Genomic DNA, 22,149 nt, shown 5'->3' on the forward strand with positions numbered 1-22,149 from the left:
TAAAGCACCAAAAGTTGCTAAAGCACCAAAAGTTGCTAAAGCACCAAAAGTTGCTAAAATAAAAGCAGAACCTACCCCTGAAACTGAATCAATAGCAATAAAAGCATAAGATTTGTTCATAGCTCATTGAACTCTCCAAATGGGTTTTCACAGAAAACCATCAGTTTGGAGAGTCGTAACTTTTCTTTACAGATTTTAAAATTTGAAAATGGATATTTTGTTTCTATAACTGAAGGTTCTTGTAAGCTTGGTTCAATGGTGGTTTCTTTAGCTACTGGTCCTAGTCCAATCACTACAACTATAATCCCATCTAGAACCGAATCGTTATTTTTAAAATTGACTGCTGAAAGAATCAGTACTAGAATGAAAGGTATTGCTGTTGTATCATCATTTATCCAAAAAGAATTAGATGTAGATACAGCAAAAGCTATAATGACAGAAATTATGGATATGATTCAGAATTGACTGATTTACGAAATTATATATCATTGATAAAAAAGAGCGGTGAACTTAAAACCGTTAAAAAACAGGTTTCTACAACATATGAAATTGCAGGAATTACTGCAAAAATAGATGGTTCCAGCGCTGTCTTGTTTGAAAATATCGTAGAAAGTAATTTTCATCTAATTTCTAATTTAGTAGGTACTAGGAAACGATTTGCCCAGGCTATAGGAAGTTCAGAAGAACAAATCCACCAAACTATGATTTCTGCAATTAAAAAAGCAAAAAAACCTAAAATCATTCCCACTGGAAAATTCATGGAAAATAAATCAAAAGATATATCGATTATGCCTATTGTGACCCATTTTGAAAAGGAATCTGGTCCTTTCATAACTTCTTCTATTGCATATGTTAAGAATCCTGAAACAGGAGAACAAAATTCATCATTCCATAGAATGATGCCAATTGATAAAACTCATTTTTCAATTAGAATGGTTGAAGGAAGACATCTTCATCGATGCTTCATTAATGCAAAAGAACACCATGAAGATCTTAAAATTGCTGTAACTATAGGCGTTCATCCAGCTATATCAATTGCTGGTGCATATCAAGCTGAATGGGGAAAAGATGAAATTGATATTGCAAATTCTCTGTTAGGATCCAAACTTACTTTGTCCAAGTTACCTTACACCGGATTACATGTTCCATCTGGAACTGAAATTGTAATGGAAGGAAAAATTCTTCAAGATAAAACTCATCCTGAATGGATGGTAGAAATGCTTCAAACTTATGATCATCATCGTTCTCAACCGATTTTTGAGTTGGAATCTTTGTATTCTAGAAACAATCCTATTTTTCATGATATTCTTTCTGGTTTTTCAGAACACCGATTATTGATGGGAATGCCAATTGAATCAAAATTAAATGGAGAATTGAAAAAAACATTCCCTCAAACTAAAAAAGTATCTATGACAAATGGAGGATGTAATTGGTTACATGCAGTTGTGCAGATAAAAAAGAAAACTGATGCTGATCCAAAAAAAATAATTAAAAAAACGTTTGAATCACATCGTTCATTAAAACAAGTTACGGTAGTGGATGAAGACATTGATCCTAATAATGCTGAATCCGTCGAATATGCTATGGCTACGAGATTTCAAGCTGATAAAGATTTGGTAATAATAAAAAATGTAAGAGGTTCTAGTCTAGATCCTTCCAGTGATCAAAAGAATTTGAAAACTGCAAAAATTGGTATTGATGCTACAAGATCTCTCTTAAAACGTCCTGAAGGATTTGAGCTAGCAAAAATTCCAAAAATTGATAAAATTAAACTTGAGCATTATTTTAAATAGTGTGTAGTTATTTCTTGGAACTGCTTAAATTAAATTGGATTAAATGTAAAATATCTTATTGCAAAACAATTCAGAAAATACTAACATTAGAGATAAAAGCCCTGGAGAATCAAGTGCAGATGTTATAGTTAGAATGTTTCCTTCTGATGCAAATCCAGCGGGGAATGTATTTGGAGGTGAAATTTTAAAGCATATTGATATGGTTGCAGGGATTGTTGCTCAAAGACACTCCCAATCAAACGCTGTAACTGTTAGTATGGATAGTGTAAATTTCATAAAACCTGTTTTTGTAGGTAATGTACTAAAATTAAATGCAAGAATAAACTATGTTCATAATTCCTCGATGGAAATAGAAGTAAAAGCTGAAGCGGAAGATATCGTAACTGGAATTAAAACTGTAACTGGAACAGCTTTTGTGACTTTTGTAGGATTGGATAAAAACGGAAAACCTCAACATGTTCCAAAATTATTACTTAAAACTGATGAAGATCGAATAAAATTTGAGGAAGGAAAAATTAGAATGGAAGAAAGATTAAAACTTCGTAAAAAGTCAAATGTCTGATTTTTATGGATCACTTTAAGAGTCTCAAAAACTATTGATAATTATGACATCAGAAGAAAAATCAAATGAATGGGATTCCCTTTGGCAAGAGTATTCAAAATCACTTGAAAATTGGAAAACTATGTTTGAGCAAATACAAAATGCCACCAATGAAATGCAATCTAAATTCAACGATGTATGGGAAAAAGCTACCAAAGAATCTAGTGTAGATACCATGAAGCAATTTAGTGAAAATTGGCAAAAAGCATTAGGTGAAAATTGGCAAAAAGCAATTAATGATGCTGGAATGAAATCATTTAAAGAATTTGGAGAATCTTGGCAAAAATCTCTTAATGAAACTAATACAGTAGCATTCAAACAATTTATGGAAAATTGGCAAAATTCTCTAAACTCATCTGGTATGGAACAAATGAAGGCTTATGGTGAATTGATGAAAAAATTTGCCGAAACATGGACTACCATGTGGCCTAAGTCTAAATGATTTAGTTTTATACAAACAACCCCTCTTCTTTATTTCTCATAAAATTCTGAAAAATAAAATTAATGTATTTTAATTACCATTTTTTTAACTCTATAATTTTTTTTCTTACATCAATTATTAATCTCCGCATAACTGAAATGTAAATTTTAGATGCATATACAATCTCTATGTCTTCTCCGTTTTGCTCAATATCTAAAAATGTTGAAGTGATGACTTGTTTTTCATTAATTTTAGGTTCATTTTTCCCATTCCTCTTGTAATTTATTATCTCTAAAAATACTGGCATCTGTCTTTTAACCTCAATTTGCAATTCTTCCATGGAACTTAGTTTTTCATTTTTTAAACTTACTAGTATTTCTTGATTAGGATCATCTTCATACATTTCTTTGGCTCTAATCATAATCTTAATTTTTGATAATTTCCTATTTTCGTTTTGAATTTTACAACATTTTTTAATAAAATTAGGATACGTATTTTCGTGTTCTTGATCATATTTTTTATCAAACCATGAAACAAAATCAACAGCTTTTTGATCTTTTTTTTCATTCGCTTTTTCTAAAAATGCTTCTTTAGTATATTTCTCAGATGTAAATAACCCAAACTCTCTACAAGCTTCTTTAAAAATTTCAAAATATACTTTATTTACAGAAAATAGATACGAATTAAAAAAATAATTCACATAATATGGATCTGGCTCATATTGAATTATCTGTTTTAAAATAGATTCACATTCTTTTATTCTCTCTTCGCAATCCATTATTAATTTTAAGAATTCACTGCAAATTTTGAGCGTTTTTTTAAGTTTAATGCAAGCTCTTTGAAAATTTCATTGACACTAACATCCACAAGATTTATTGTTGCATTTTCAATAACTATCTGCTTTTCAAATTTTTCTTTTATAGCAAAAGACACTGAAGACCAATGTAGTATTCCTTTCAACTGTTCCTCTACTGTGATATTCGTTGTTGGGAAATTAGCTGGAGAAAATACAATTCCATTTGTCCATTGCATAGTGGGAATGCCTCCTCCTGAAGATCTTGTGCTAAATGCTATTTGTTTTACCCAATCGTCAAATTTGTATTCTATAACCTCATGAATCACTAATTTTTTCCATGGCTCAATTGATATCTCCATCTAAAGATAAATTGGATGAAACCAATTATAATCTTATTTTTTAATATAAAATACTTAATTATCTTCTAATTTTTTATCCAATTTTACTTGATTGCCAAGCTTCATTGAATTGTTTTATGGCTTCTTGATATGCTTTAATTGAATCATCACCAGATGTTTTTAAAAATTTTTCCCATTGTTCATTAAATTTTTTAATTGAGCCTATGTTGGTTTCTTTAAAGATATTTTCAATCATTTTAGTTTGTTGTTTAATATATTCCGGACCTATCTCTTGCCAAGTATTATCCCAACTTGCGCTAACTTTTTTCAAGAGCTCCGTATCTGATTCTAGAGCTCTTTGACAAGCATCATGATATGTCATCAATGTATCATTTGTTGCTTTTTGCCATTGAGCAAGTGACTCTTTCCATACACTAAGAGCTGAATTGTATTCTTTCCATGCCTTTTCAAATTCTGGTTTGCTAGTAGAAGATTTTGTTTGTTTTATTGGTTTAGTATTCGATTTAATTTGTGGCTTCTTTTTTGGACTATTTTTCTTCTTTGTAGCCATAAACTATATTAAAAATAGTAGATGTTAAAGTTTTCAATCTTTTTCTAATCTGATAATTATCTCTGGCTATTTTTCTTTAAATTCTGATGCCTTACTAAAATTTGGTGCGTATTTTTCTTCTTTGTTTTTAAATAAATTATAATGATACTCGCATAAATTTCTAGTCTCTTTAAACCCAATTTTTACTAAACTTTTGGCAGACTCTTTACACTCTGAAATACTACATTTCAATAACCTGTATAGTATTTTTCTATTAATTAAATTATATAATTTTTAATAAATAATTTTTTAATAATTAATATCATTTAATTGCCAAAAACATGTTATCTTTTTATGATTGGGCAATATTGAAAAATTATGTCAGAGGAAGAAAAAGGTAAACGATTTCTTGAATTAATTGATGAGCAAAATAGTATTCAATGGAAAATTATTTCAAAATTAATCTCATTAATCAACTCTAAATGGAATTCTTCTGAATTAAAAATTGAAATTGAATCATTAGTAGAAAATCATACTAAAATCACAAAAGAACTAAACAGCCTAGATGAAAATAATCCGAATCTATAATGCAGAATCAACCATTAGGGCTATAAATAAAACTGCCAAATAAGGACTAGAAAATTTAAACAATGTCCATGCTGCTTTTTCCATAGGTTTTGCAATCACCCAAACTGATAATCCAATCATTAAAGCTCCTGATGCAATTGCAGTCCAAAGATAAACAGAACCTACCATTGGTTCTCCACTTTCAGTAGTTAAAAAGAAAGGAGCAAGTGAAAATAATACCATAACAAAAGTTGAACCTGCAATTGCTCTTGCAGATGTTTTTTCAGATTGTACCGCAGTCAACATTGGAACATTTACCTTATTGTAATCTTCTTTGAAATGTAATGTTAAAGCCCAAATATGCATTGGTATCCAAATAAACACAAGTCCTGCCATTGCTAATCCCATCGTCCACAAATCTGTAGTTGTAACTGCAACCCATCCTATCATTGGAGGGGAACCCCCACACAAACCTCCTAAAATTATGTTGGTTCTAGAATTTCGTTTTAACATATATGAATAAACAAGAATGTTGTTCACCAATCCAAATGCAATGAATGCGGTTGCCCAAATTCCTTGCTCAAATGTTGTTGTAAATGAAATGGCAAATGCCAACACCAAAGAAATTCCAGCTAATGCTAGACCAAAGTTTCTGGCTTTTTCAGCAGGATGAATTCGTTTTGATGGAAGGGGTCTGTTTTTTGTTCTTTCCATGATTGCATCTATATCTCTATCATGATAATTTGTCAAAGTATTAGCAGCAGCTGAACCAGCGGCAACTGAAAATAACATTAATGCCCATGTAGGCAAAGAAATTTCAATATTGTAAATATTGGATGCAGTTAAGGTTGCTCCAAATGCAGTAAACACCAGTAAATACCAAATTTTTGGTTTTGTTAATTCATAATAGACTGCAACCCGAGATTCAGTTTTTTGTTTTTGCAATGCTACCCACTATCCTTCAATGACTTATATGGCATTGCTTTTGCTCTTGACTTCATTTCAATAAATGATTCTGATGATTGTATTCCTTCTATTCGACCAATTTTTTCAGATACCATCTTATGCATCTGATCTAATGATTTTGCATACATTGTAACTAAAATATCAAATCTTCCTGTAACTTCGGCTATTTCTCTTACTCCATCTATTTTAAACAATTCTTCAATTATATGATCCCGTTTTTTTGTATCCATGTTTATTCCTGTTAATGCTTTTACACCATAACCAATTTCTGCATCATTTACCACAATCGTAAAACGTTCAATTAATTTTCGTTTTACTAGTCGTTTGATTCTTGAATAAACTACAGACGAATTCACATTGATTTTTTTTTGATAATCTTGGGATTGAAATTGACGCATCGTTTGATAATTCTGATAAAATTTGTAAATCCAAATCGTCAACTTTTACCGTTTAAAACACCCAAAGCGATCTAGATTTCTGGTTCTTATAAAGTTATTATTGTAAAAATTTCAAAAAATAGTCTAAATTTTACCTTTTTTGTAAAGCATCTCTGCTAACAAAACTGCACCTTTAGCTGATCCCATTTTTTTGTTATGGGAAAATAACACATATTTTAATCCATGATCAAACAATTCTTCTTTTTCAACTCTTCCAATAGTTGTAGTCATACCGTCTCCAACACTACGTTCCATTCTTGGTTGAGGTCTAGTTGGATCTTCATGAAATGCATAATATTTTTCAGGTGATGATGGAAGGCCAGATACTGTACTTTCTGAATTTGCATCATCGTAAACCTGTTTTGCTATTAATGGATCAATGTCTTTGTCAGTTTCTACAAAGACTGATTCTGTATGACCGTCAATAACAGGAACTCTGGTGCATGTGCAACTTACTTTGATATTGGCATCTTCAATTTTCCCATTCTTTAATTTTCCAAGAATTTTTCTAGTTTCAATTCTTACTTTTTCTTCTTCTTTTGCAATGTATGGAATAATGTTATCTGTAATATTCATTGCAGATACGCCTGGGGCACGACCTGCACCTGATATTGCTTGCATTGAAGTCATCATGACTTTTTTTGCACCGTATTTTTCATAAAGTGGTTTTAAGGTGATCGCTAAACCTGTTGTAGTACAATTTGGCAATGGTGCAACCCATCCCTTCCAGTTTCTATTCTTTCTTTGTATTTCTAATAGTTCTGATTGCTCGTCATTAATTCCAGGAATTAAGATCGGTACATCATCTTCATAACGATATGCAGAACTAGTTGAAATTACTGGTAGTTGTGCAGCAATCTTTGTTTCTATATCTCTAGCTGCTTTTGATTCTACAGCAGAGAATACCAAATCTAATTGTGATAAATCTAATTCATCAATGTTTTTTACAGTCATCTCTTTGATGTATTCTGGAATTTGACCTTCAACTTCCCATGATATTATACCGCTATTAGGATCTCTGATGGCTTCAAGGTATTTTTTTCCTGCAGAACGTTCAGATGCTGCAATTTGAGTAACCTCAAACCATGGATGATTATTTAATGATAATACAAATTCCTGTCCTACGGAACCAGTAACGCCTACAATTGCTACTCTTTTTTTACTCACGTACAAAAAATGTACTATTCATTTAATAATCGTTTTCTGCAATTTGACCAAAACATACTATATTAGCACAGACCACTTCAAATTATGAGAATAAATCGCTACATATCTACACATAAGCGAGTATCTCATGGAGGACCATTCTCAATACCACATCCTAATTCTGATATTTTGGATTTTAGCTCAAACATAAGTCCATTAGGCCCCTCTCAGATGGTGCGTAAAACAATAAAAAATCATTTAGATTCGGTCAAAATCTATCCTGATTCAGAATCAACTACTCTCAAAAAAAACCTTCAAAATTATCTCAAAATACCATCTTCTCAAATTGTTATTGGAAACGGTGCAACAGAAATTATTTATAATTTCTGTCAGGCTTTTTTATCAAATAAAACATCAGTTCTCATTCCAATCCCCACATTTGGTGAATACGAGTCTGCAGCAAAACTAAGTGGATCTAAAGTTTCATTTTTTAAAACAATGAATCTGGAACAAGATATAGATGAATTTATTTCAAAATTTCCATTTAATGGTTGTATTTTTATTTGTAATCCAAATAATCCCACAGGTCAACTAATGAAAAAACAAACTTTGCAAAAAATAATTAGATCTGCTCATAAAAAGAAAACTTTGGTATTTGTTGATGAATGTTTTATTGAATTAGTCCCAGATTATAATGAAACAATTATTGAATTGGTGAAAAAATTTTCTAATCTGTTTGTATTAAGGTCTCTTACAAAGTCATTTGCATTAGCTGGACTAAGAATTGGTTATGGCATTGGCTCCAAACAAATAATTTCTGTATTAAATACAATTAAAATCCCTTGGAATGTTTCTGGAATAGCGCAATATGCAGCATCAACAGCTTTAGATGATCCTACATATTTGAACAAAGTAAATAAAATAATTAAAAAAGAATCATCTTATTTGATTGACCGTATATCAAAATTCAATAATTTTCAATGTATTCCAACATCTACCAATTTTATTTTGATTAAAACAAAAATAAATTCTAAAACACTTAAAAAAAATTACTTGAAAAAAAATTTTAATTCGTGATTGTAGTACTATTCGCGGATTAAACAATAATTACATTAGAATTGCTGTCAAAACAAGAAAAGACAATGAAAAATTAATCAAATTTCTGGAGATACTATGAAATCATTAATGATTCAAGGTACATCATCTGGCTCTGGTAAAACAACACTAGTTGCTGCATTATGTCGAATTTTTGCTGATAAAGGATTTTCAGTTGCACCATTTAAATCACAAAACATGTCAAATTATGCCTACAAAACACATGATTTTGAGATATCTCGCGCACAAGCCATACAAGCAATAGCTGCACGTTGTAAAATCACATCTGATCTAAACCCCATTCTTCTAAAACCACTTGGAAATTACTTTAGTGATGTATATCTTAATGGAAAGAAATTCAAAAAAATGCATGCTTCGGATTATTACAAGAAATTTGTCAATACTCAAGGAATTAAAATTGCTACAAAATCTCTAAAGTCGCTGCAAAAAAATTATGATTTGGTTATATTAGAGGGAGCTGGCTCTCCAACTGAAATTAATTTAGACAAATTTGATATTGCAAATATGAAGATGGCAGAAATATCTAATTCTTCAGTATTATTAGTTACAGATATTGATAGAGGAGGATCATTTGCTAGTATTGTCGGGACGATGTCTCTATTAGATAAGAGACATCAAAAATTCATCAAAGGATTTGTTATTAACAAATTCCGTGGTGACATTGATATTCTTAAACCAGGTTTTAAAAAAATTAAAAAATAACACAGCGTCCAATACTTGGAGTGATACCAATGATTGACTTGAATTTACCTGAAGAAGATTCATTGAGTGGTACCGCTAAGAATCTTACTTGGAATAAGAAAAATCTTGATATTATTGAAAGTGAAATTGATAAGCTAAGTCAATTAGTAAATTCAAATTTGAATATTAAAGAAATAGAGAGGATGCTAAATTGATTTTTGAATCCTTATTGATTGTATTTTTTGCACTTGCATTGGATTTTACATTAGGAGATCCTAGAAATAAATTTCATCCAACTTCTTGGATAGGGTCACTAATCGCAAAATTAACGCCTTACACTAAAAATTCTTCAGAAAAATTAGAAAAATTTGGCGGTATTCTTATAATTTTAATTTCTTGTCTAGTAGTTGCATCTTTAATAATTTCATTGAATGTTGGGATTAAATTAATTACATTTGATTATCTTCATCTAATAATTTCAATAATTGTAGGTGGCATATTACTAAAAACAACCATTGCAGTAAAAGGAATGGAAAAACATGCTCTTGCTGTAGTAACTGCTCTTGAACAGAACAATCTTTCTTCTGCAAGAGATAATTTATCTATGATTGTTAAACGAAATACAAAAAATCTTGATAAAAACCATGTATTTTCAGGCGTGCTGGAGAGCATTAGTGAAAATACTGTAGATGGAATTACTAGCCCTCTTTTCTATTTTGCATTTTTTGGTTTACCTGGGGCATTTGTTTTCCGAGTAATTAACACCGCAGATTCAATGATTGGATACAAGACTGATATTTTCAAAAATGTTGGATGGTTTGGTGCAAACTGTGACAAAATTTTGAATTACATCCCATCTCGACTTACAGGTTTTATTATGATATTAAGTTCAATGATTTTAGGAAATAATTGGAAAAAATCATATCAAATTATGATGCGTGATGGGAGAAAAACTCAAAGTCCTAATGCTGGTTATCCTATGGCAGCTATTGCAGGAGCATTAGAAGCAAAATTTGAAAAACTTGATCATTACTCACTTGGCGATGGAAGTATTTCATTTACCAAAGAACATGTAAAATCTGCCATTTCAATAATGAAAGTCACATCAATACTGTTTTGTGGAATTGTAGTTGTTCCAATTGTTTTACTCTTATCTTATTTAGGATGGTGGATTCATGCTTAAAGAAATTGGTTCTGTATTTTCATTTCTGACTATTCTCCCAACTAGTAACTCAAATCTTGAAACTATTGCAAAATACATGTATCTTTTTCCAATAGTTGGAGCTGTAATAGGGCTAGTCGTTGGTTCAATAGGATTTGGACTTTCATTATTTTTAGATCCATTAATTGTAAGCCTGTTAGTTGTTGCTTCTTTTGCAATAATTACTGGTATACATCACACTGATGGTTTAGCTGATTTTGCTGATGGTTTGATGGCAAAAGGAACAAAAGAAAAAAAACTTGCAGCAATGAAAGATCTCTCTACGGGTTCTGCAGGAATAGTAACAATCGTTTTGTATATTGTTGGACTAATAATTGCAATTTCATTATCTACGGGTTATCAATTATTCTTGGCGATTCTGTTAAGTGAGATACTTGCAAAATTTTCAATGGTTTTGATGGCAAGCATTGGCAAATCCGCCTCCTTAGGCTCAAATTCCCCCTTTGTAGAGATGATGAAAAATAAAAGAAATTGATGCTAGCGGCCATCATTACTTTGATTCCATTGATTGCTCTTGGTGGTATGACCGGATTGCTCTTATTTGGAGTGGGTATTACGCTGACTATGTTCTTAGTTGGATTAACCTCTCGAAGCTTTGGGGGGATTACTGGTGATATAATGGGGGCTACAAACGAATTAACTCGATTGACATCTCTTCTAATTTTTGTTTCAATATGATTGCTATTGTTATGGCAGGCGGTAAAGGAAGTAGGATGAACTTAGATGAAGAAAAACTTCTTTTAAAATACAAAAAACACCTAATTCTACATGTGATTGATGCGTTAGAAAATTCTAAATGCTTTTCAAAAATACTGGCAGTTACTAGTTCTAATTCACCAAAAACAGAAAAACTATTGAAAGAAAATAACATTGAACTATTTCATACTTCAGGAGTTGGCTATGTTGAAGATCTTAATTTAGTTCTTAAATCATTAAATGATTTTGTTTTTATTACTTCTGCAGATTTACCGTATTTAGATGGAGATATCATTAACGATATCATAAATCAATACGACTCAAAAAATATTTGGACTACAATACTTGTCACAAAAAAATTTCTTGACTCCTTGCATTTAACATCAAATTATAATTTCTCTTTTAATAATCAACAATGCTGCTACACTGGAATTTCTTTGGTGAACGCAAAAAATATTTCAACATTAGATAATGTAATTGAGGAATTTATTATCCTCGATGATAAGAGAGTTGCATTTAATCTAAATACAAAAGAAGATTATGATTTACTCAGCACTACCTGAGATTTTTCCATTAATCTTTGCTTTAGAACCTGTTGGTTCTGCAATGTTGTTTCCACAAGAATTGCATACTACTGCTTGTGTTGCATGAGAATACACTACTTGTAATTCTCCACATTCATTACAATTAACTTTCTGGAATTTACTCGATGGTTTTGGAATTTCAATATGATCTTTCTTCATGCTGCCATCAACTCAAATTTCTTTATTCTAATACCTATCTTATTGTATTTTTTCTTACATACTGTACATGTCATAATTGGAGTAACTTTCTTAGTAACTTTAGCAGGTTTTGCAAGTTTTGGGAATTTTTGTCCACCATACCCTCGTTTACGCTCAGCGTGTCTGCGTTCACCCCTTGCAGAACCTCTTCTTTTTCCAGCCTTGTATATGGAAACTTTCTGCTCAGTATGTGTTTTACATGTAGCACAATACTTGCGCATGACCTTGGGTATGTTCATATCAAAAAAACCGCCTCAACGGTAATTTAAGCATTGAATCTATAATAGGTGCAAATTCCAACAAAATTTGTGACTTCGAGCCTAGCAAATTCGATTTCTTCATTAAATTCAGTAGCAATGGGTGACAAAAAGGCAGATCTCATTTTAAAAAATTGTACTTTGTTATCCGTCTACACCAAAGAGATCATCCCAAAAATCCAGATCGCTATAGTCAAAGATAGAATTGCATATGTTGGTCCAGATGCAGTACACACAATTGGTCCTAAAACAATCGTCATTGATATAAAAGAAAAATATGTTAGCCCGGGTTTTGCTGATCCTCATTTACACATTGATCAATTTGTCTTACCATCAGAACTTGCAAAAAAATCTCTTTTATGTGGAGTAACTTCACTTTTCTCAGATCCTATAGATATTGTTAGTGTGTCTGGATACAAAGGATTTCAAGAATTTCTAAAATTAGGTGAAGATTTACCAATTAGAATATTTCAAGTTGTTCCTGGTGGTCTTCCAGTTGATAGAAAATTTAGTCATGGTAAATCCTTATCGTTATCTCAAGAAAAATTAGCAATAAAACATCCTAATGTTTTAGGATTGGGTGAAGTTTTTTCATGGACTAAAGTAACACTTCGAGATTCAAAAACAATGCAATCTTTGTATTCTATGTTAGAGAAAGATTGCGTAATTAATGGACACACAGCTGGAGCAAGTGAAAAAAAACTCAATGCATACGTTGCTTCTGGAATTTTATCATGTCATGAACCTATCAATTTTGAACAAGTTTTAGAAAGATTACGATTAGGAATGTGGATCATGATAAGGGAAGGATCTATTAGACGTGACTTGAAAGAAATCATTTCATGTGTTATGTCTAATGGAATAAATCTTGATAGATTGATGTTTTGTTCTGATGGGCTTGATCCGTTAGATATTGTAAAATATGGTCATATTGATCATTGTGTTAGAGAATCTATCAAATTGGGTCTACACCCAATCGATGCTATATCTATGGCCTCAAAAAATTGTTTTGATTACTATAATATGAGCAAAGATCTAGGTGGAATTGCACCGGGGAAACTTGCAGATATTTTAATTTTTGATGACCTGAATTCTATCAAACCTAACAAAGTTTTTGTTGGTGGAAAATTGGTTGTTTCAAATGGACATTTTGTTACCTCTATTAAGAAAAAAATAATCCCACCATGGATAAAAAAAACTGTAAAACTAAAAGAACTGTCTCCCAAAGATTTCGTTATCAAATCAAAAAAGAATACTGTATTTGCAAACACTATCTTAATGCAAACTGAAATTATTACAAAACTTGGTTCAGTTGAACTAGTTTCTAAAGACGGAAGTGTTCATGCGTCTTTTGATAAAGACGTATGGAAAGTAGCGGCTTTTGATAGAATTCGTGGAACAAACAAGCATTCAATAGGATTTCTTGAAAATTTTGGTGCAGATATTGGTGCTTTAGCATCAACTTGGAGTTTTCATGAAAATGATATGATTGTGATCGGTTCAAATGATTCTGATATGTCTATTGCTGCAAATACTCTAATTAAAAATCAGGGCGGTCTAGTTGTAATAAAATCTGGAAAAATTATTGCGTCACTACCATTACAACTTGCAGGAATTGTTTCTACTGATTCATTTGAAAATGTTTTATCTAATTTTGAGCAAATCAATAAATCAATTGTAGATTCTGGGTGTAAATTTTCAAGGCCTCACCTCATCCCTCTTTTCTTACCATTTCTAGCTCTTCCATCAGCTAGAATTACATCAGGAGGAATCGTGGATGTTAAAAGACGATCTTATGTTAATCCAATCCAGTAAGTAATGTTAAAAAGGGGGATTCAGAGGATTGTAGTTTATCTAAATGGCATCAATTCAACAAACACCAAATGGGCCTGTTTTAGTTCTCAAAGAGAGTGCATTACAACAAAAAGGAAAAGATGCTCAACACAATAACATAGCTGCTGCAAAACTAGTTGCAGAATTAGTAAGAAGCAGTCTAGGTCCAAGAGGTTTAGATAAAATGTTAGTTGATTCTTTAGGCGATGTTACAATTACAAACGATGGCGCAACCATCCTAAAAGAAATTGATGTTCAACATCCTGCAGCAAAAATGATGGTTGAAATTTCAAAGACAGTTGATAATGAAGTAGGTGATGGTACCACATCATCAGTAGTTTTTGGAGGTGCTCTTTTAGCTAGAGCAGAAGATTTGCTAAAGAAAGATGTTCATGCATCAGTAATTATTGACGGTTATCAAGCAGCAGCTGAAAAGACATTGGAAATTTACTCTGAAATGGCAAAAAAGATTAAGCCAGATGACAGAGAAACACTTCTCAAAATTGCTATAACTAGTATGCAATCTAAATTAATCTCTGAAGATAGCGATATACTTTCTAAAGTTGTAGTTGACGCAATCTTAAAAATCGCAACAAAAAAAGCAGAAACATATTCAGTTGATCTTGAAAATATTAAAGTTGAAAAGAAAGCAGGCGGTTCTATTACTGACACTCAAATTATCAAGGGCATTGTTTTAGACAAAGAAGTTGTTCATAGTGGAATGCCAACTAAAATTGAGAAAGCAAAAATTGCCCTTTTGAATTCTGCATTAGAAATTGAAAAAACTGAGATGAGTTCAGAAATAAGAATTACTGATCCTACTCAAATGCAAATGTTCCTTGAAGAAGAAAATAGAATGCTCAAAACAATGGTAGACAAACTTCATCATGTTGGTGTCAATGTATTGATCTGTCAAAAAGGAATTGATGATATCGCACAACACTATTTAGCAAAATATGGTATAATGGCAGTTCGACGTGTAAAAGAAAGTGATATGATAAAACTTGGTAAGGCAACCGGAGGACGTGTAATTTCTAATCTTGATGATCTTTCAGAAAAAGATCTTGGCACTGCTGATTTGGCTCATCAAAAGAAAGTCGAATCAGACAAATGGGTGTTTATTGAAGGATGTAAAAATCCACAATCTGTTACATTACTAATTAGAGGTGGTTCACAAAGAGTTGTTGATGAAGTAGACCGCTCAATTCATGATTCTTTAATGGTAGTAAAAGACGTAATTGAAAAACCAGAAATAGTTGCAGGTGGCGGAGCTCCAGAATCGTATGCAGCATCCCTGCTAAAAGAATGGGCGGATAGTTTTGATGGTAGAGAACAACTTGCAATCAAAAAGTACGCAGAAGCATTAGAAATTATTCCACTTACAATTGCCGAAAATGCAGGAATGGATCCTATTGATACCATGGCAACTCTTAGAGTAAAACAAAATCAAGGTAGAAAGTGGACAGGAATTGATGCTAGAAATACAAGAATTGCAGATATGTTATCTATCGATGTTGTAGAGCCCCTTGCAGTAAAAGAACAGATAATTAAATCTGCAACTGAAGCTGCATGTATGATTCTTAGAATCGATGATGTAATTTCTGTTTCCGGTGCACCGGGCCGATAAAATTTTAATTTAATTAGATAAAGCTTAAGCAATAGATTTTCATTAAATTATTGTTGTACAAACTAGGTGTAGATCTTGGCGGTACCAAAACAGAAGCAATTCTATTAGATACTAATCTTAAGTTAATCAAAAGAAAACGAGTTCCAACACCTCAAAATAATTATGATGCCATATTAAACACAATCTTCACTTTATCTGTTGATCTCTTGGATGGAATTGAAGATTATTCTATAGGAATTTGTACTCCTGGAGCAATTTCAAAAAAAACTGGTTTAATAAAAAATAGTAACACTCAATGTCTTATAGGAAAATCACTCAAAGAAGATCTAGAAAAAAAATTTGGTAAAAATATTTCAATGGAAAATGATGCCAATTGTTTTACAATAGCTGAATCTACAATTGGTTCTGCAAATGGCTATGATGTTGTTTTTGGAGTAATAATGGGTACTGGTGTCGGTGGAGGAATTGTTATTGATAAAAAACTTCATCAAGGTAGAACCAATATTGCTGGAGAATGGGGTCATCATACTTTACATCTAAATGGAAATAATTGCTATTGTGGAAAACAAGGCTGTGTTGAAACTTACATCAGTGGACCATCTTTAGAAAAACGATGGAAAGAATTAACAGGAAAATCACAAACTATGCCTGAAATTGTGGAAAATACTGATGATCCTAATGCTACGAAATGGAAGAATGAATTTTTGGAAAACTTTGGAATAGGTTTGGCAAATGTAATTGATATTTTAGATCCAGATGCTATAGTTCTTGGAGGTGGTTTGTCTAACATTGATTTTTTATATACTGAAGGAAAAAATTCTGTATATCATAAAGTTTTTTCAGATTTGGTGGATACCCCTATACTAAAAAACAAATTGGGTGATTCTGCTGGAGTCTTTGGCGCTGCTCTTCTTTAACTTATTCATATCTGAATTAATTCTTGTATTTTTACAATCTTCCATTTTTCAATATCTGAGAAAAATTCTTGTACTACAATCTTATCTATTGTAAATTCGTTTTTTAGATTTAATTCATTTACTATTTTTATTTTTTCTTCTTTTGGTAATATTTTATAAATAAGGCTGATATGTGGGTTGAATTCATATTTTAAAGTTTTTTCAAAATGTTTTTTAAGATTTTCATTAACTGATTTTAGTTGTTGATTCATTTTCAATTCAATGTATACAGTTTTCCATAATTCTTCTGATTGTAAAATATCTGATTTTTTAACTATAAATGAATTACAATTATGTGCCACTTCATTGATTACATTATCAATTAAATCCAATTTCAAATTAATTAAACCATAAACTGTAATATGAGGTTCAAATTTAGGAGCATGATATTTTTCTGAAATTACATCTATTACATTTTTTAGATATTCTCTATCGCTTTTAGAAAAGGTAAGCCAAATTGCATACATAGTTTTTCAAATTTTATTCAGGACAACCTTCCATTTTTGCAATAAAATAACCGTCTGTCATTATGTCAATTTCAATTTCTTCTGATACTGACTGTGAATGACAAAATTTACATTCCTCGGTAGTGATTTTAGCATCCTTTTCACCGATGCTTTCTAACCATTTTTTTGCAAATTCAATTGCATTCTCTACATTTTTTTTGTCAGTTATTACATCAAAATGCATGGTCTGCCCACTTTTAGATTTGACATATGTATCAAATACATGAAAATCCATAAACTTTTCAAAAAATCTGATTATTAATGGATTACTTTTGAAATAACTTTGTGGAATCAATGTCTGATCCTATACACATGTCGCTAAATTCTTCTGGATTTAATGAATAACCTACTTTTGGCTCAAATTGTATAACTTCGACATCCTTTTTTTCACTTAGTTTTTTTACTTTTTCAGATGAATTCGTCTCTAGTATTTTTTTAATAATTGACTCTTTAATTTTTGATTTTATAGGCTCTTCAGTAATGAAACTAACTATTCCCCTAAATTGGAATCCCTTCAAATTTTCTTTATTAAATACAGCAATAGTAACCCAAGGATTTGCCTTAAAATTTCTATGAGACTTGTGTTTAAAAAAATCAAGCCAATATATCACATCTTCATCAATCCTAAAAAAAATTCTAGGTGACACATTTGGTAAATTATTTACTCCTGTAGTTCCTACTGCAAAAATTCCCTGTTCTTCAATGAATTCTTTTATTTCATTAGGGATTTTTACCATACATCGATTATGGATATTTTGTATTAAAGTAGTCTTTAAAACATCAAACTTGAGAATGATTTCTAAACATGATTATGTGTCTTATTCGTACAATGTATCTAAATCCTATTTTCAATTAATCTCATTTTAAATATGGTTAAAATTTTCCTTAAAATATAATGGAAGATTCATCTACAAAAATACACTCTTCTCTTAGAACAGTAGAATGGAAAGATAATAAAGTAATTATGATTGATCAGACGAAATTACCAAATCAACTTGTCTTTGTAACCTATGATGATTTTAATCAAGTTGCAGATGCTATTCGAACTCTTATAGTTCGTGGTGCACCCGCAATTGGAGTTTCAGGCGCTTTTGGTTTAGCTTTAGCATCATTACAAAGTAAATCTACTACAAAAGAAGAACTATTATCTGATCTGGAAAAAGCAAGAAAAATTCTTTTTGAAACTCGACCCACTGCTGTTAATCTAAAATGGGGATTGGATAAAATTATGAAAGTTGCTCGTTCTGGAAATACAATTGAACAAATCAAACAATCTGTAATTAATGAATCTAAAAAAATGGCAGAAGAAGATATTGAAATAAATAAATCGATGGGAAAAAACGGATCTGTTTTATTTGATGACAATGATACTATTATGACTCACTGTAATGCTGGTGCATTAGCTACTGTTGCATATGGAACAGCTCTTGGTGTCATTAGAGCAACTAGAGAAAGTGGAAAAAATGTCAAAGTAATAGCAACTGAAACAAGACCAATACAGCAAGGCTCTAGATTAACTGCATTTGAACTAAAACATGATGGGTTTGATGTCAGTCTGATTCCTGATACAGCTGTTGGTTATTCCATGGCAAATGGACTTGTAAACAAAGTGATTGTGGGAGCAGATAGAATTGTACGAACTGGTCATGTCTTTAATAAAATTGGAACATATCAGGTTGCAACCATGGCCAAACAACACGGCATTCCATTTTATGTTGCAGCACCATTATCCACATTTGATATGAAAAGTGATGCAAAAGATGTGATTATTGAAATGAGAAAGGGTGTGGAAGTTACAGGAATAGGCGATAAAAAGACGGCCCCAGATGACATTAATGTGATAAATCCTGCATTTGATATGACTCCCCCTGAACTCATTTCAGGAATAATTACAGAAAAAGGCGTGGCCAAACCACCATTTGAAGAATCAATCAAAAAATTATTTGAAGCTAATTAATAGAAAGTTTTTATTGATTTTAAAACTGCATTTAACAGTATGAGTACAGTTACTCCACAAGCCATAAAAGATTCTTTAAAACAATGCATGGATCCTGAAGTCCCACTAAATATTGTTGAAATGGGGTTGATCTATGGAATTGATGTTGTGGAAAATAATAATGTAAATATCAAAATGACGATGACTACTCAAGGCTGTCCATTACATGAGACATTAGTTCAAGATGTAACAAGATATGCCAAAAAAGTTCCTGGAGTAAATAACGTTAAAGTCGATATTGTTTGGGAACCAAAATGGACGATGGATAGCATGACTGAAGAAGGAAAAGCAAAAATCAAAAACATGAGTGCTTCAATGACTACTCCTGCACCAATCAATTATGAAACAGCATTACCTCAAGGAGTTGGTAAATTAGTCAAACAAGAAGATGGTTCAATGGTTCTAGCTAATGAACATGAACAAGGATTTATGGTCAATCAGGCAATTGTAGACTTTTGGAAATCTTGTAATGGACAACGTAAAGTCACTGAATTAGTTGAGATATTTGCACAACAAACAGGATTACAAAGAAATCAAGTGGAAAAAGAAGTAATGCAATTATTGCAGCAATTGCGTGAAGGTGGATTAATTGCAATACAAAATCAACCGGATACACCAAATGTTCAATTCAAAAAATAATTTTAAAAAATATAACTCGAATTTGCACCATCAAAATTGATTACAACACCTGAAAGATATTTTATTTTATTTTGAATTATAGCTTTAACAAAGTTTCCAATTTCATCAGGTTCACCAAGTCTTTTCATTGGTAATGTTTTTTTATATTCTTCAATATTTTCCACCAGTTCTTTAGTTCTATCTGTATTAATCGGACCTGGTGCAATGTTGATACAACTGATGTTTTTTGCTGCATACTCTTTACTTAAAATTTTAAAGACTTCACTAAATGCAGCCCGATATGCCGATGATATTATCAGTTTTTCATTTGGTTCTTTGATTATACTGGAACTAATCAAAAATATGTATCCATCATCATTTATTTTGATATTTTGTAAAATCGTACAAAATCCCAAAAATAATTGATTATGATATTTATTCCAATCTTCCACTGTAATACTTGTAAATTTCTTTGATGGAGGACCCCCTGTATTAAGAACCAGAACATCTGTTTGATTGTGAATTTGAACAAATTTTTTTACACTATCTAAATTTGAAGTATCAATATCATTTTTTGACGCTGCAAAAACTTCAATATCTATTGATTTTAGTGAATTTGAAATTGCTTTACCTATTCCTCTAGAACCGCCTAGAATTATTGCTCTAGTCATATCATTGTTAAGAATTATTATGTAATTAAATTTCTTTAATTTCTATAATTATTGCTTGCACAGAATCCATCTTGATAATTGCTTTCTTTTCATCCCATCCTAAGGCAACATACCAATCACCAGTATTATCATCATATTTTGTTTCTAAAGTTTTGATGATTTCTGGTTGAACATTGTATTTTTTGGCAACACCTGACATAGCCAAAGCTATTGCATCTTTTTCTTTTTCCAATCTTCTTTTCATTAACCCTATTCCAGGACTCATAATACCTCTGAGTTATTTGATCTAATATAGTTAATTCTAATAATTACTCATAACGTTGAATTTTTTTTATTTCATACATTTACAACGCTTCAAATATGTCCATAATCAAGTGTTCTTTGTATGAAACTAATTCAAAAATTTTCAAACTCATCACTTGCAAAAACTAGTACACTCGTATCGCTAGTTTCAATTCTAGCTGTAATTGGACCTTTTGTAGTTGTATCTGCAGGTTTTTGGGATGCAATATCTCATCTTCAAAAAGCTCCTGAATTCTTTTGGAGTATTCAACATATTGTGGTTTACACTGGTGTATCAATTACATTCAGCGCCGCTATTATTGGGACGATTCTCTTACTTAGAAACTCTACAAGAAATTCTTTAAAAAATGGAATTATTTTAGTTCTAATTGGTTCAACAATTCAAATAGTTTCGGGATATGCAGACTCTCTTTCTCATGATGTATTTGGAATTGATGGTTTAATTTCTTGGTCACATCAACCTCTTGAATTTGGATTAATTGTATCTGCATTAGGTGGATTTTTAATTCTAAAGAATCTGGAAAAAACAAAACTCAAAGTGTTACTGCCCTTTTCAATTATTTCGTTTTTATTTTTTACAACTTGGCTTATTTTCAATCTATTTCTGATTTTTGGAAATACCATTCAATGTCTTCCAGTCTACAAGATATTCTCTTCTGGGTGCTCAATTTTATAATTTTTTAATTTCATATATGATGAGAAGATAATCATCACTGCACCTACTAATATCATTAAACCTGGAGGTATCATGGTTTCAGCATTTGCATCACCTAATTCTAATTCAATATCCACCTGTTTTTCTGTAGGATTTGTTATTTTTACAGTATATGTTCCGCTTTGTTCAAAATCAAAATATCCTACAGACATTTTTGTTTGAACCATTTCCTCTGAAATTATATTCTGACTTTTGTCTAAAATTTGAATAAATACTTGATCACCTGTAAATTCTGGTATGAATACTTTGTAGTATCCATTACCTTCTCCATTGAAATTTAACTTCAAATCATAAGAATTAGACGGTTTTAATACAAATTCTTCAGATATTTTGTCTCCTTGAAGAAAAACAAATGATATCCAAATTATTCCAATAACACTTAATGTCAAACCAATTTTGAATAGGGAAATTTTCAATACATCTAGTCAGTGATTTAGTTGCCTAATAAAATAATCTAAGAGGGCTCGGAGGGCTTCGATCCCTCGACCTAGCGGTTCGAAGCCGCTCGCACTATCCAGACTGTGCAACGAGTCCAAACAAGTAAGAATTTAACAG

Annotated in this window: 32 protein-coding genes and 1 tRNA gene; 18 read left to right on the forward strand and 15 right to left on the reverse strand. The window is 31.4% G+C overall.

The genetic code is table 11. The features are described from left to right. The first annotated feature begins 126 nt into the window (after positions 1-126). From BG20_RS05755 to BG20_RS05770, 4 genes are read left to right on the forward strand one after another with little or no spacing between them, the layout of a single operon-like run. Positions 127-465: a proteasome assembly chaperone 4 family protein gene (locus BG20_RS05755; protein ID WP_010192117.1), complete on the forward strand. Its 339-nt coding sequence runs from the start codon at positions 127-129 to the stop codon at positions 463-465. Beyond that, entirely contained in the window at positions 462-1,793 is a 1,332-nt protein-coding gene (locus BG20_RS05760; protein ID WP_010192120.1) for a UbiD family decarboxylase, read from the forward strand. Before BG20_RS05755 ends, BG20_RS05760 begins: the two co-directional genes overlap by 4 nt. A gap of 58 nt (positions 1,794-1,851) precedes the next feature. Next, on the forward strand, positions 1,852-2,355 hold the full coding sequence (locus BG20_RS05765; RefSeq protein ID WP_010192123.1) for an acyl-CoA thioesterase: 504 nt from the start codon (positions 1,852-1,854) through the stop codon (positions 2,353-2,355). Between the two features lie 43 nt (positions 2,356-2,398). Then, positions 2,399-2,836: a hypothetical protein gene (locus BG20_RS05770; RefSeq protein ID WP_007402469.1), complete on the forward strand. Its 438-nt coding sequence runs from the start codon at positions 2,399-2,401 to the stop codon at positions 2,834-2,836. Positions 2,837-2,909: 73 nt separating this feature from the next. Here the strand turns inward: BG20_RS05770 and BG20_RS05775 are convergent, their stop codons facing one another. From BG20_RS05775 to BG20_RS05785, 3 genes are all read right to left on the reverse strand, one after another. After that, positions 2,910-3,593, reverse strand: coding sequence for a hypothetical protein (locus BG20_RS05775; RefSeq protein ID WP_010192126.1), 684 nt, complete (start codon positions 3,591-3,593; stop codon positions 2,910-2,912). Positions 3,594-3,601: 8 nt separating this feature from the next. Then, on the reverse strand, positions 3,602-3,970 hold the full coding sequence (locus tag BG20_RS05780) for a hypothetical protein (protein ID WP_007402467.1): 369 nt from the start codon (positions 3,968-3,970) through the stop codon (positions 3,602-3,604). 73 nt (positions 3,971-4,043) lie between these two features. After that, entirely contained in the window at positions 4,044-4,520 is a 477-nt protein-coding gene (locus tag BG20_RS05785) for a hypothetical protein (protein WP_010192130.1), read from the reverse strand. 357 nt (positions 4,521-4,877) lie between these two features. On the opposite strand from BG20_RS05785, the gene BG20_RS05790 reads away from it, so the two are divergent. After that, positions 4,878-5,087, forward strand: a complete 210-nt coding sequence (locus BG20_RS05790; RefSeq protein ID WP_010192133.1) for a hypothetical protein — start codon at positions 4,878-4,880, stop codon at positions 5,085-5,087. Here BG20_RS05790 and BG20_RS05795 read toward each other — a convergent pair. The 3 genes from BG20_RS05795 to asd all read right to left on the reverse strand — a co-directional run bounded on the left by BG20_RS05795 (position 5,082) and on the right by asd (position 7,636). After that, the gene (locus BG20_RS05795) at positions 5,082-6,011 is read right to left on the reverse strand and encodes a heme o synthase (protein ID WP_010192136.1); all 930 of its coding nucleotides are present in this window, start codon (positions 6,009-6,011) and stop codon (positions 5,082-5,084) included. The two genes, BG20_RS05790 and BG20_RS05795, sit on opposite strands and share 6 nt — an antisense overlap. Before the next feature lie 2 nt (positions 6,012-6,013). Continuing rightward, complete coding sequence (locus BG20_RS05800; RefSeq protein ID WP_010192139.1) at positions 6,014-6,430, reverse strand: Lrp/AsnC family transcriptional regulator; 417 nt, start codon at positions 6,428-6,430, stop codon at positions 6,014-6,016. 123 nt (positions 6,431-6,553) lie between these two features. Then, complete coding sequence (gene asd, locus BG20_RS05805; RefSeq protein ID WP_010192143.1) at positions 6,554-7,636, reverse strand: aspartate-semialdehyde dehydrogenase; 1,083 nt, start codon at positions 7,634-7,636, stop codon at positions 6,554-6,556. Positions 7,637-7,720: 84 nt separating this feature from the next. Here asd and BG20_RS05810 point away from each other — a divergent pair, with 84 nt between their 5' ends. From BG20_RS05810 to BG20_RS05830, 7 genes are all read left to right on the forward strand, one after another. Next, on the forward strand, positions 7,721-8,692 hold the full coding sequence (locus tag BG20_RS05810; protein WP_010192145.1) for a pyridoxal phosphate-dependent aminotransferase: 972 nt from the start codon (positions 7,721-7,723) through the stop codon (positions 8,690-8,692). Between the two features lie 96 nt (positions 8,693-8,788). After that, a complete protein-coding gene (locus BG20_RS05815) occupies positions 8,789-9,433 on the forward strand; it encodes a cobyric acid synthase (RefSeq protein ID WP_010192148.1) in 645 nt (214 codons plus the stop codon). Positions 9,434-9,462: 29 nt separating this feature from the next. Then, entirely contained in the window at positions 9,463-9,627 is a 165-nt protein-coding gene (locus BG20_RS13235) for a hypothetical protein (RefSeq protein ID WP_010192151.1), read from the forward strand. Beyond that, positions 9,624-10,595 carry a cobalamin biosynthesis protein gene (locus BG20_RS05820; protein WP_010192155.1) on the forward strand — a complete coding sequence of 324 codons (972 nt, stop codon included), beginning with the start codon at positions 9,624-9,626 and terminating at the stop codon, positions 10,593-10,595. The genes BG20_RS13235 and BG20_RS05820 overlap by 4 nt, the downstream gene beginning before the upstream one ends. Next, positions 10,588-11,109 (forward strand): adenosylcobinamide-GDP ribazoletransferase, encoded by a 522-nt coding sequence (cobS, locus tag BG20_RS05825; protein WP_250635825.1) that lies wholly within the window; start codon positions 10,588-10,590, stop codon positions 11,107-11,109. The genes BG20_RS05820 and cobS overlap by 8 nt, the downstream gene beginning before the upstream one ends. Beyond that, complete coding sequence (locus BG20_RS13635) at positions 11,109-11,312, forward strand: adenosylcobinamide-GDP ribazoletransferase (RefSeq protein ID WP_250635826.1); 204 nt, start codon at positions 11,109-11,111, stop codon at positions 11,310-11,312. Before cobS ends, BG20_RS13635 begins: the two co-directional genes overlap by 1 nt. Further along, a complete protein-coding gene (locus tag BG20_RS05830) occupies positions 11,309-11,893 on the forward strand; it encodes an NTP transferase domain-containing protein (RefSeq protein WP_010192159.1) in 585 nt (194 codons plus the stop codon). Before BG20_RS13635 ends, BG20_RS05830 begins: the two co-directional genes overlap by 4 nt. Here the strand turns inward: BG20_RS05830 and BG20_RS05835 are convergent. Then, positions 11,876-12,073 carry a 30S ribosomal protein S27e gene (locus BG20_RS05835; RefSeq protein ID WP_007402455.1) on the reverse strand — a complete coding sequence of 66 codons (198 nt, stop codon included), beginning with the start codon at positions 12,071-12,073 and terminating at the stop codon, positions 11,876-11,878. The genes BG20_RS05830 and BG20_RS05835 overlap by 18 nt on opposite strands. Next, complete coding sequence (locus tag BG20_RS05840; RefSeq protein WP_048097100.1) at positions 12,070-12,351, reverse strand: 50S ribosomal protein L44e; 282 nt, start codon at positions 12,349-12,351, stop codon at positions 12,070-12,072. The genes BG20_RS05835 and BG20_RS05840 overlap by 4 nt, the downstream gene beginning before the upstream one ends. A 117-nt stretch (positions 12,352-12,468) precedes the next feature. Between BG20_RS05840 and BG20_RS05845 the strand changes: the two genes are divergently transcribed. From BG20_RS05845 to BG20_RS05855, 3 genes are read left to right on the forward strand one after another with little or no spacing between them, the layout of a single operon-like run. Continuing rightward, positions 12,469-14,184 carry an adenine deaminase gene (locus BG20_RS05845; protein WP_048097104.1) on the forward strand — a complete coding sequence of 572 codons (1,716 nt, stop codon included), beginning with the start codon at positions 12,469-12,471 and terminating at the stop codon, positions 14,182-14,184. 43 nt (positions 14,185-14,227) lie between these two features. Further along, entirely contained in the window at positions 14,228-15,829 is a 1,602-nt protein-coding gene (gene thsB / locus BG20_RS05850; RefSeq protein WP_007402452.1) for a thermosome subunit beta, read from the forward strand. A 53-nt stretch (positions 15,830-15,882) separates the two neighbouring features. After that, positions 15,883-16,746, forward strand: a complete 864-nt coding sequence (locus BG20_RS05855) for an ROK family protein (protein WP_010192166.1) — start codon at positions 15,883-15,885, stop codon at positions 16,744-16,746. A gap of 5 nt (positions 16,747-16,751) precedes the next feature. On the opposite strand, the gene BG20_RS05860 is transcribed toward BG20_RS05855, so the two are convergent. Genes BG20_RS05860 through BG20_RS05870 form a run of 3 tightly spaced genes read right to left on the reverse strand, consistent with a single transcriptional unit; the run spans position 16,752 to position 18,028 of the window. After that, a complete protein-coding gene (locus BG20_RS05860; RefSeq protein WP_010192169.1) occupies positions 16,752-17,252 on the reverse strand; it encodes a 2'-5' RNA ligase family protein in 501 nt (166 codons plus the stop codon). 13 nt (positions 17,253-17,265) lie between these two features. Then, complete coding sequence (locus BG20_RS05865; RefSeq protein WP_010192171.1) at positions 17,266-17,526, reverse strand: DUF2024 family protein; 261 nt, start codon at positions 17,524-17,526, stop codon at positions 17,266-17,268. 31 nt (positions 17,527-17,557) lie between these two features. After that, positions 17,558-18,028: a pyridoxamine 5'-phosphate oxidase family protein gene (locus tag BG20_RS05870; RefSeq protein ID WP_007402448.1), complete on the reverse strand. Its 471-nt coding sequence runs from the start codon at positions 18,026-18,028 to the stop codon at positions 17,558-17,560. A gap of 158 nt (positions 18,029-18,186) precedes the next feature. Here BG20_RS05870 and mtnA point away from each other — a divergent pair, with 158 nt between their 5' ends. Together mtnA and BG20_RS05880 are read left to right on the forward strand one after the other, a co-directional pair. Next, positions 18,187-19,248 carry an S-methyl-5-thioribose-1-phosphate isomerase gene (gene mtnA / locus BG20_RS05875; RefSeq protein WP_010192174.1) on the forward strand — a complete coding sequence of 354 codons (1,062 nt, stop codon included), beginning with the start codon at positions 18,187-18,189 and terminating at the stop codon, positions 19,246-19,248. Between the two features lie 39 nt (positions 19,249-19,287). Then, complete coding sequence (locus tag BG20_RS05880; protein ID WP_007402446.1) at positions 19,288-19,926, forward strand: PqqD family peptide modification chaperone; 639 nt, start codon at positions 19,288-19,290, stop codon at positions 19,924-19,926. A gap of 2 nt (positions 19,927-19,928) precedes the next feature. On the opposite strand, the gene BG20_RS05885 is transcribed toward BG20_RS05880, so the two are convergent. Both BG20_RS05885 and BG20_RS05890 read right to left on the reverse strand, forming a co-directional pair. Then, positions 19,929-20,576, reverse strand: a complete 648-nt coding sequence (locus BG20_RS05885; protein WP_007402445.1) for an SDR family oxidoreductase — start codon at positions 20,574-20,576, stop codon at positions 19,929-19,931. A gap of 25 nt (positions 20,577-20,601) precedes the next feature. Next, the gene (locus BG20_RS05890; RefSeq protein WP_010192176.1) at positions 20,602-20,841 is read right to left on the reverse strand and encodes a hypothetical protein; all 240 of its coding nucleotides are present in this window, start codon (positions 20,839-20,841) and stop codon (positions 20,602-20,604) included. Between the two features lie 120 nt (positions 20,842-20,961). Here BG20_RS05890 and BG20_RS05895 point away from each other — a divergent pair, with 120 nt between their 5' ends. Beyond that, the gene (locus BG20_RS05895) at positions 20,962-21,555 is read left to right on the forward strand and encodes a hypothetical protein (RefSeq protein WP_010192177.1); all 594 of its coding nucleotides are present in this window, start codon (positions 20,962-20,964) and stop codon (positions 21,553-21,555) included. Here BG20_RS05895 and BG20_RS05900 read toward each other — a convergent pair. Together BG20_RS05900 and BG20_RS05905 are read right to left on the reverse strand one after the other, a co-directional pair. Further along, positions 21,519-22,010, reverse strand: a complete 492-nt coding sequence (locus BG20_RS05900; RefSeq protein ID WP_010192178.1) for a hypothetical protein — start codon at positions 22,008-22,010, stop codon at positions 21,519-21,521. The two genes, BG20_RS05895 and BG20_RS05900, sit on opposite strands and share 37 nt — an antisense overlap. Positions 22,011-22,053: 43 nt before the next feature. Continuing rightward, a tRNA-Arg gene (locus BG20_RS05905) sits at positions 22,054-22,128 on the reverse strand. Positions 22,129-22,149 lie beyond the last annotated feature (21 nt).

Origin of the sequence: Candidatus Nitrosarchaeum limnium BG20 (assembly GCF_000241145.1) — an archaeon.
GTDB lineage: Archaea > Thermoproteota > Nitrososphaeria > Nitrososphaerales > Nitrosopumilaceae > Nitrosarchaeum > Nitrosarchaeum limnae.

Bases quoted from the DNA above. Each gene is read 5' to 3' on its own strand.
- BG20_RS05860 (WP_010192169.1), bottom strand. From the start codon at position 17,252: ATGTATGCAATTTGGCTTACCTTTTCTAAAAGCGATAGAGAATATCTA.
- BG20_RS05830 (WP_010192159.1), top strand. From the start codon at position 11,309: ATGATTGCTATTGTTATGGCAGGCGGTAAAGGAAGTAGGATGAACTTA.
- BG20_RS05785 (WP_010192130.1), bottom strand. From the start codon at position 4,520: ATGGCTACAAAGAAGAAAAATAGTCCAAAAAAGAAGCCACAAATTAAA.
- BG20_RS05845 (WP_048097104.1), top strand. From the start codon at position 12,469: ATGGGTGACAAAAAGGCAGATCTCATTTTAAAAAATTGTACTTTGTTA.
- BG20_RS05870 (WP_007402448.1), bottom strand. From the start codon at position 18,028: ATGGTAAAAATCCCTAATGAAATAAAAGAATTCATTGAAGAACAGGGA.
- cobS (WP_250635825.1), top strand. From the start codon at position 10,588: ATGCTTAAAGAAATTGGTTCTGTATTTTCATTTCTGACTATTCTCCCA.
- BG20_RS05770 (WP_007402469.1), top strand. From the start codon at position 2,399: ATGACATCAGAAGAAAAATCAAATGAATGGGATTCCCTTTGGCAAGAG.
- BG20_RS05880 (WP_007402446.1), top strand. From the start codon at position 19,288: ATGAGTACAGTTACTCCACAAGCCATAAAAGATTCTTTAAAACAATGC.
- BG20_RS05790 (WP_010192133.1), top strand. From the start codon at position 4,878: ATGTCAGAGGAAGAAAAAGGTAAACGATTTCTTGAATTAATTGATGAG.
- BG20_RS05780 (WP_007402467.1), bottom strand. From the start codon at position 3,970: ATGGAGATATCAATTGAGCCATGGAAAAAATTAGTGATTCATGAGGTT.
- BG20_RS05890 (WP_010192176.1), bottom strand. From the start codon at position 20,841: ATGAGTCCTGGAATAGGGTTAATGAAAAGAAGATTGGAAAAAGAAAAA.
- BG20_RS05800 (WP_010192139.1), bottom strand. From the start codon at position 6,430: ATGCGTCAATTTCAATCCCAAGATTATCAAAAAAAAATCAATGTGAAT.
- BG20_RS05885 (WP_007402445.1), bottom strand. From the start codon at position 20,576: ATGACTAGAGCAATAATTCTAGGCGGTTCTAGAGGAATAGGTAAAGCA.
- thsB (WP_007402452.1), top strand. From the start codon at position 14,228: ATGGCATCAATTCAACAAACACCAAATGGGCCTGTTTTAGTTCTCAAA.
- BG20_RS05775 (WP_010192126.1), bottom strand. From the start codon at position 3,593: ATGGATTGCGAAGAGAGAATAAAAGAATGTGAATCTATTTTAAAACAG.
- BG20_RS13635 (WP_250635826.1), top strand. From the start codon at position 11,109: ATGCTAGCGGCCATCATTACTTTGATTCCATTGATTGCTCTTGGTGGT.
- BG20_RS05865 (WP_010192171.1), bottom strand. From the start codon at position 17,526: ATGGATTTTCATGTATTTGATACATATGTCAAATCTAAAAGTGGGCAG.
- BG20_RS05815 (WP_010192148.1), top strand. From the start codon at position 8,789: ATGAAATCATTAATGATTCAAGGTACATCATCTGGCTCTGGTAAAACA.
- BG20_RS05840 (WP_048097100.1), bottom strand. From the start codon at position 12,351: ATGAACATACCCAAGGTCATGCGCAAGTATTGTGCTACATGTAAAACA.
- BG20_RS05810 (WP_010192145.1), top strand. From the start codon at position 7,721: ATGAGAATAAATCGCTACATATCTACACATAAGCGAGTATCTCATGGA.
- BG20_RS05835 (WP_007402455.1), bottom strand. From the start codon at position 12,073: ATGAAGAAAGATCATATTGAAATTCCAAAACCATCGAGTAAATTCCAG.
- BG20_RS13235 (WP_010192151.1), top strand. From the start codon at position 9,463: ATGATTGACTTGAATTTACCTGAAGAAGATTCATTGAGTGGTACCGCT.
- BG20_RS05895 (WP_010192177.1), top strand. From the start codon at position 20,962: ATGAAACTAATTCAAAAATTTTCAAACTCATCACTTGCAAAAACTAGT.
- mtnA (WP_010192174.1), top strand. From the start codon at position 18,187: ATGGAAGATTCATCTACAAAAATACACTCTTCTCTTAGAACAGTAGAA.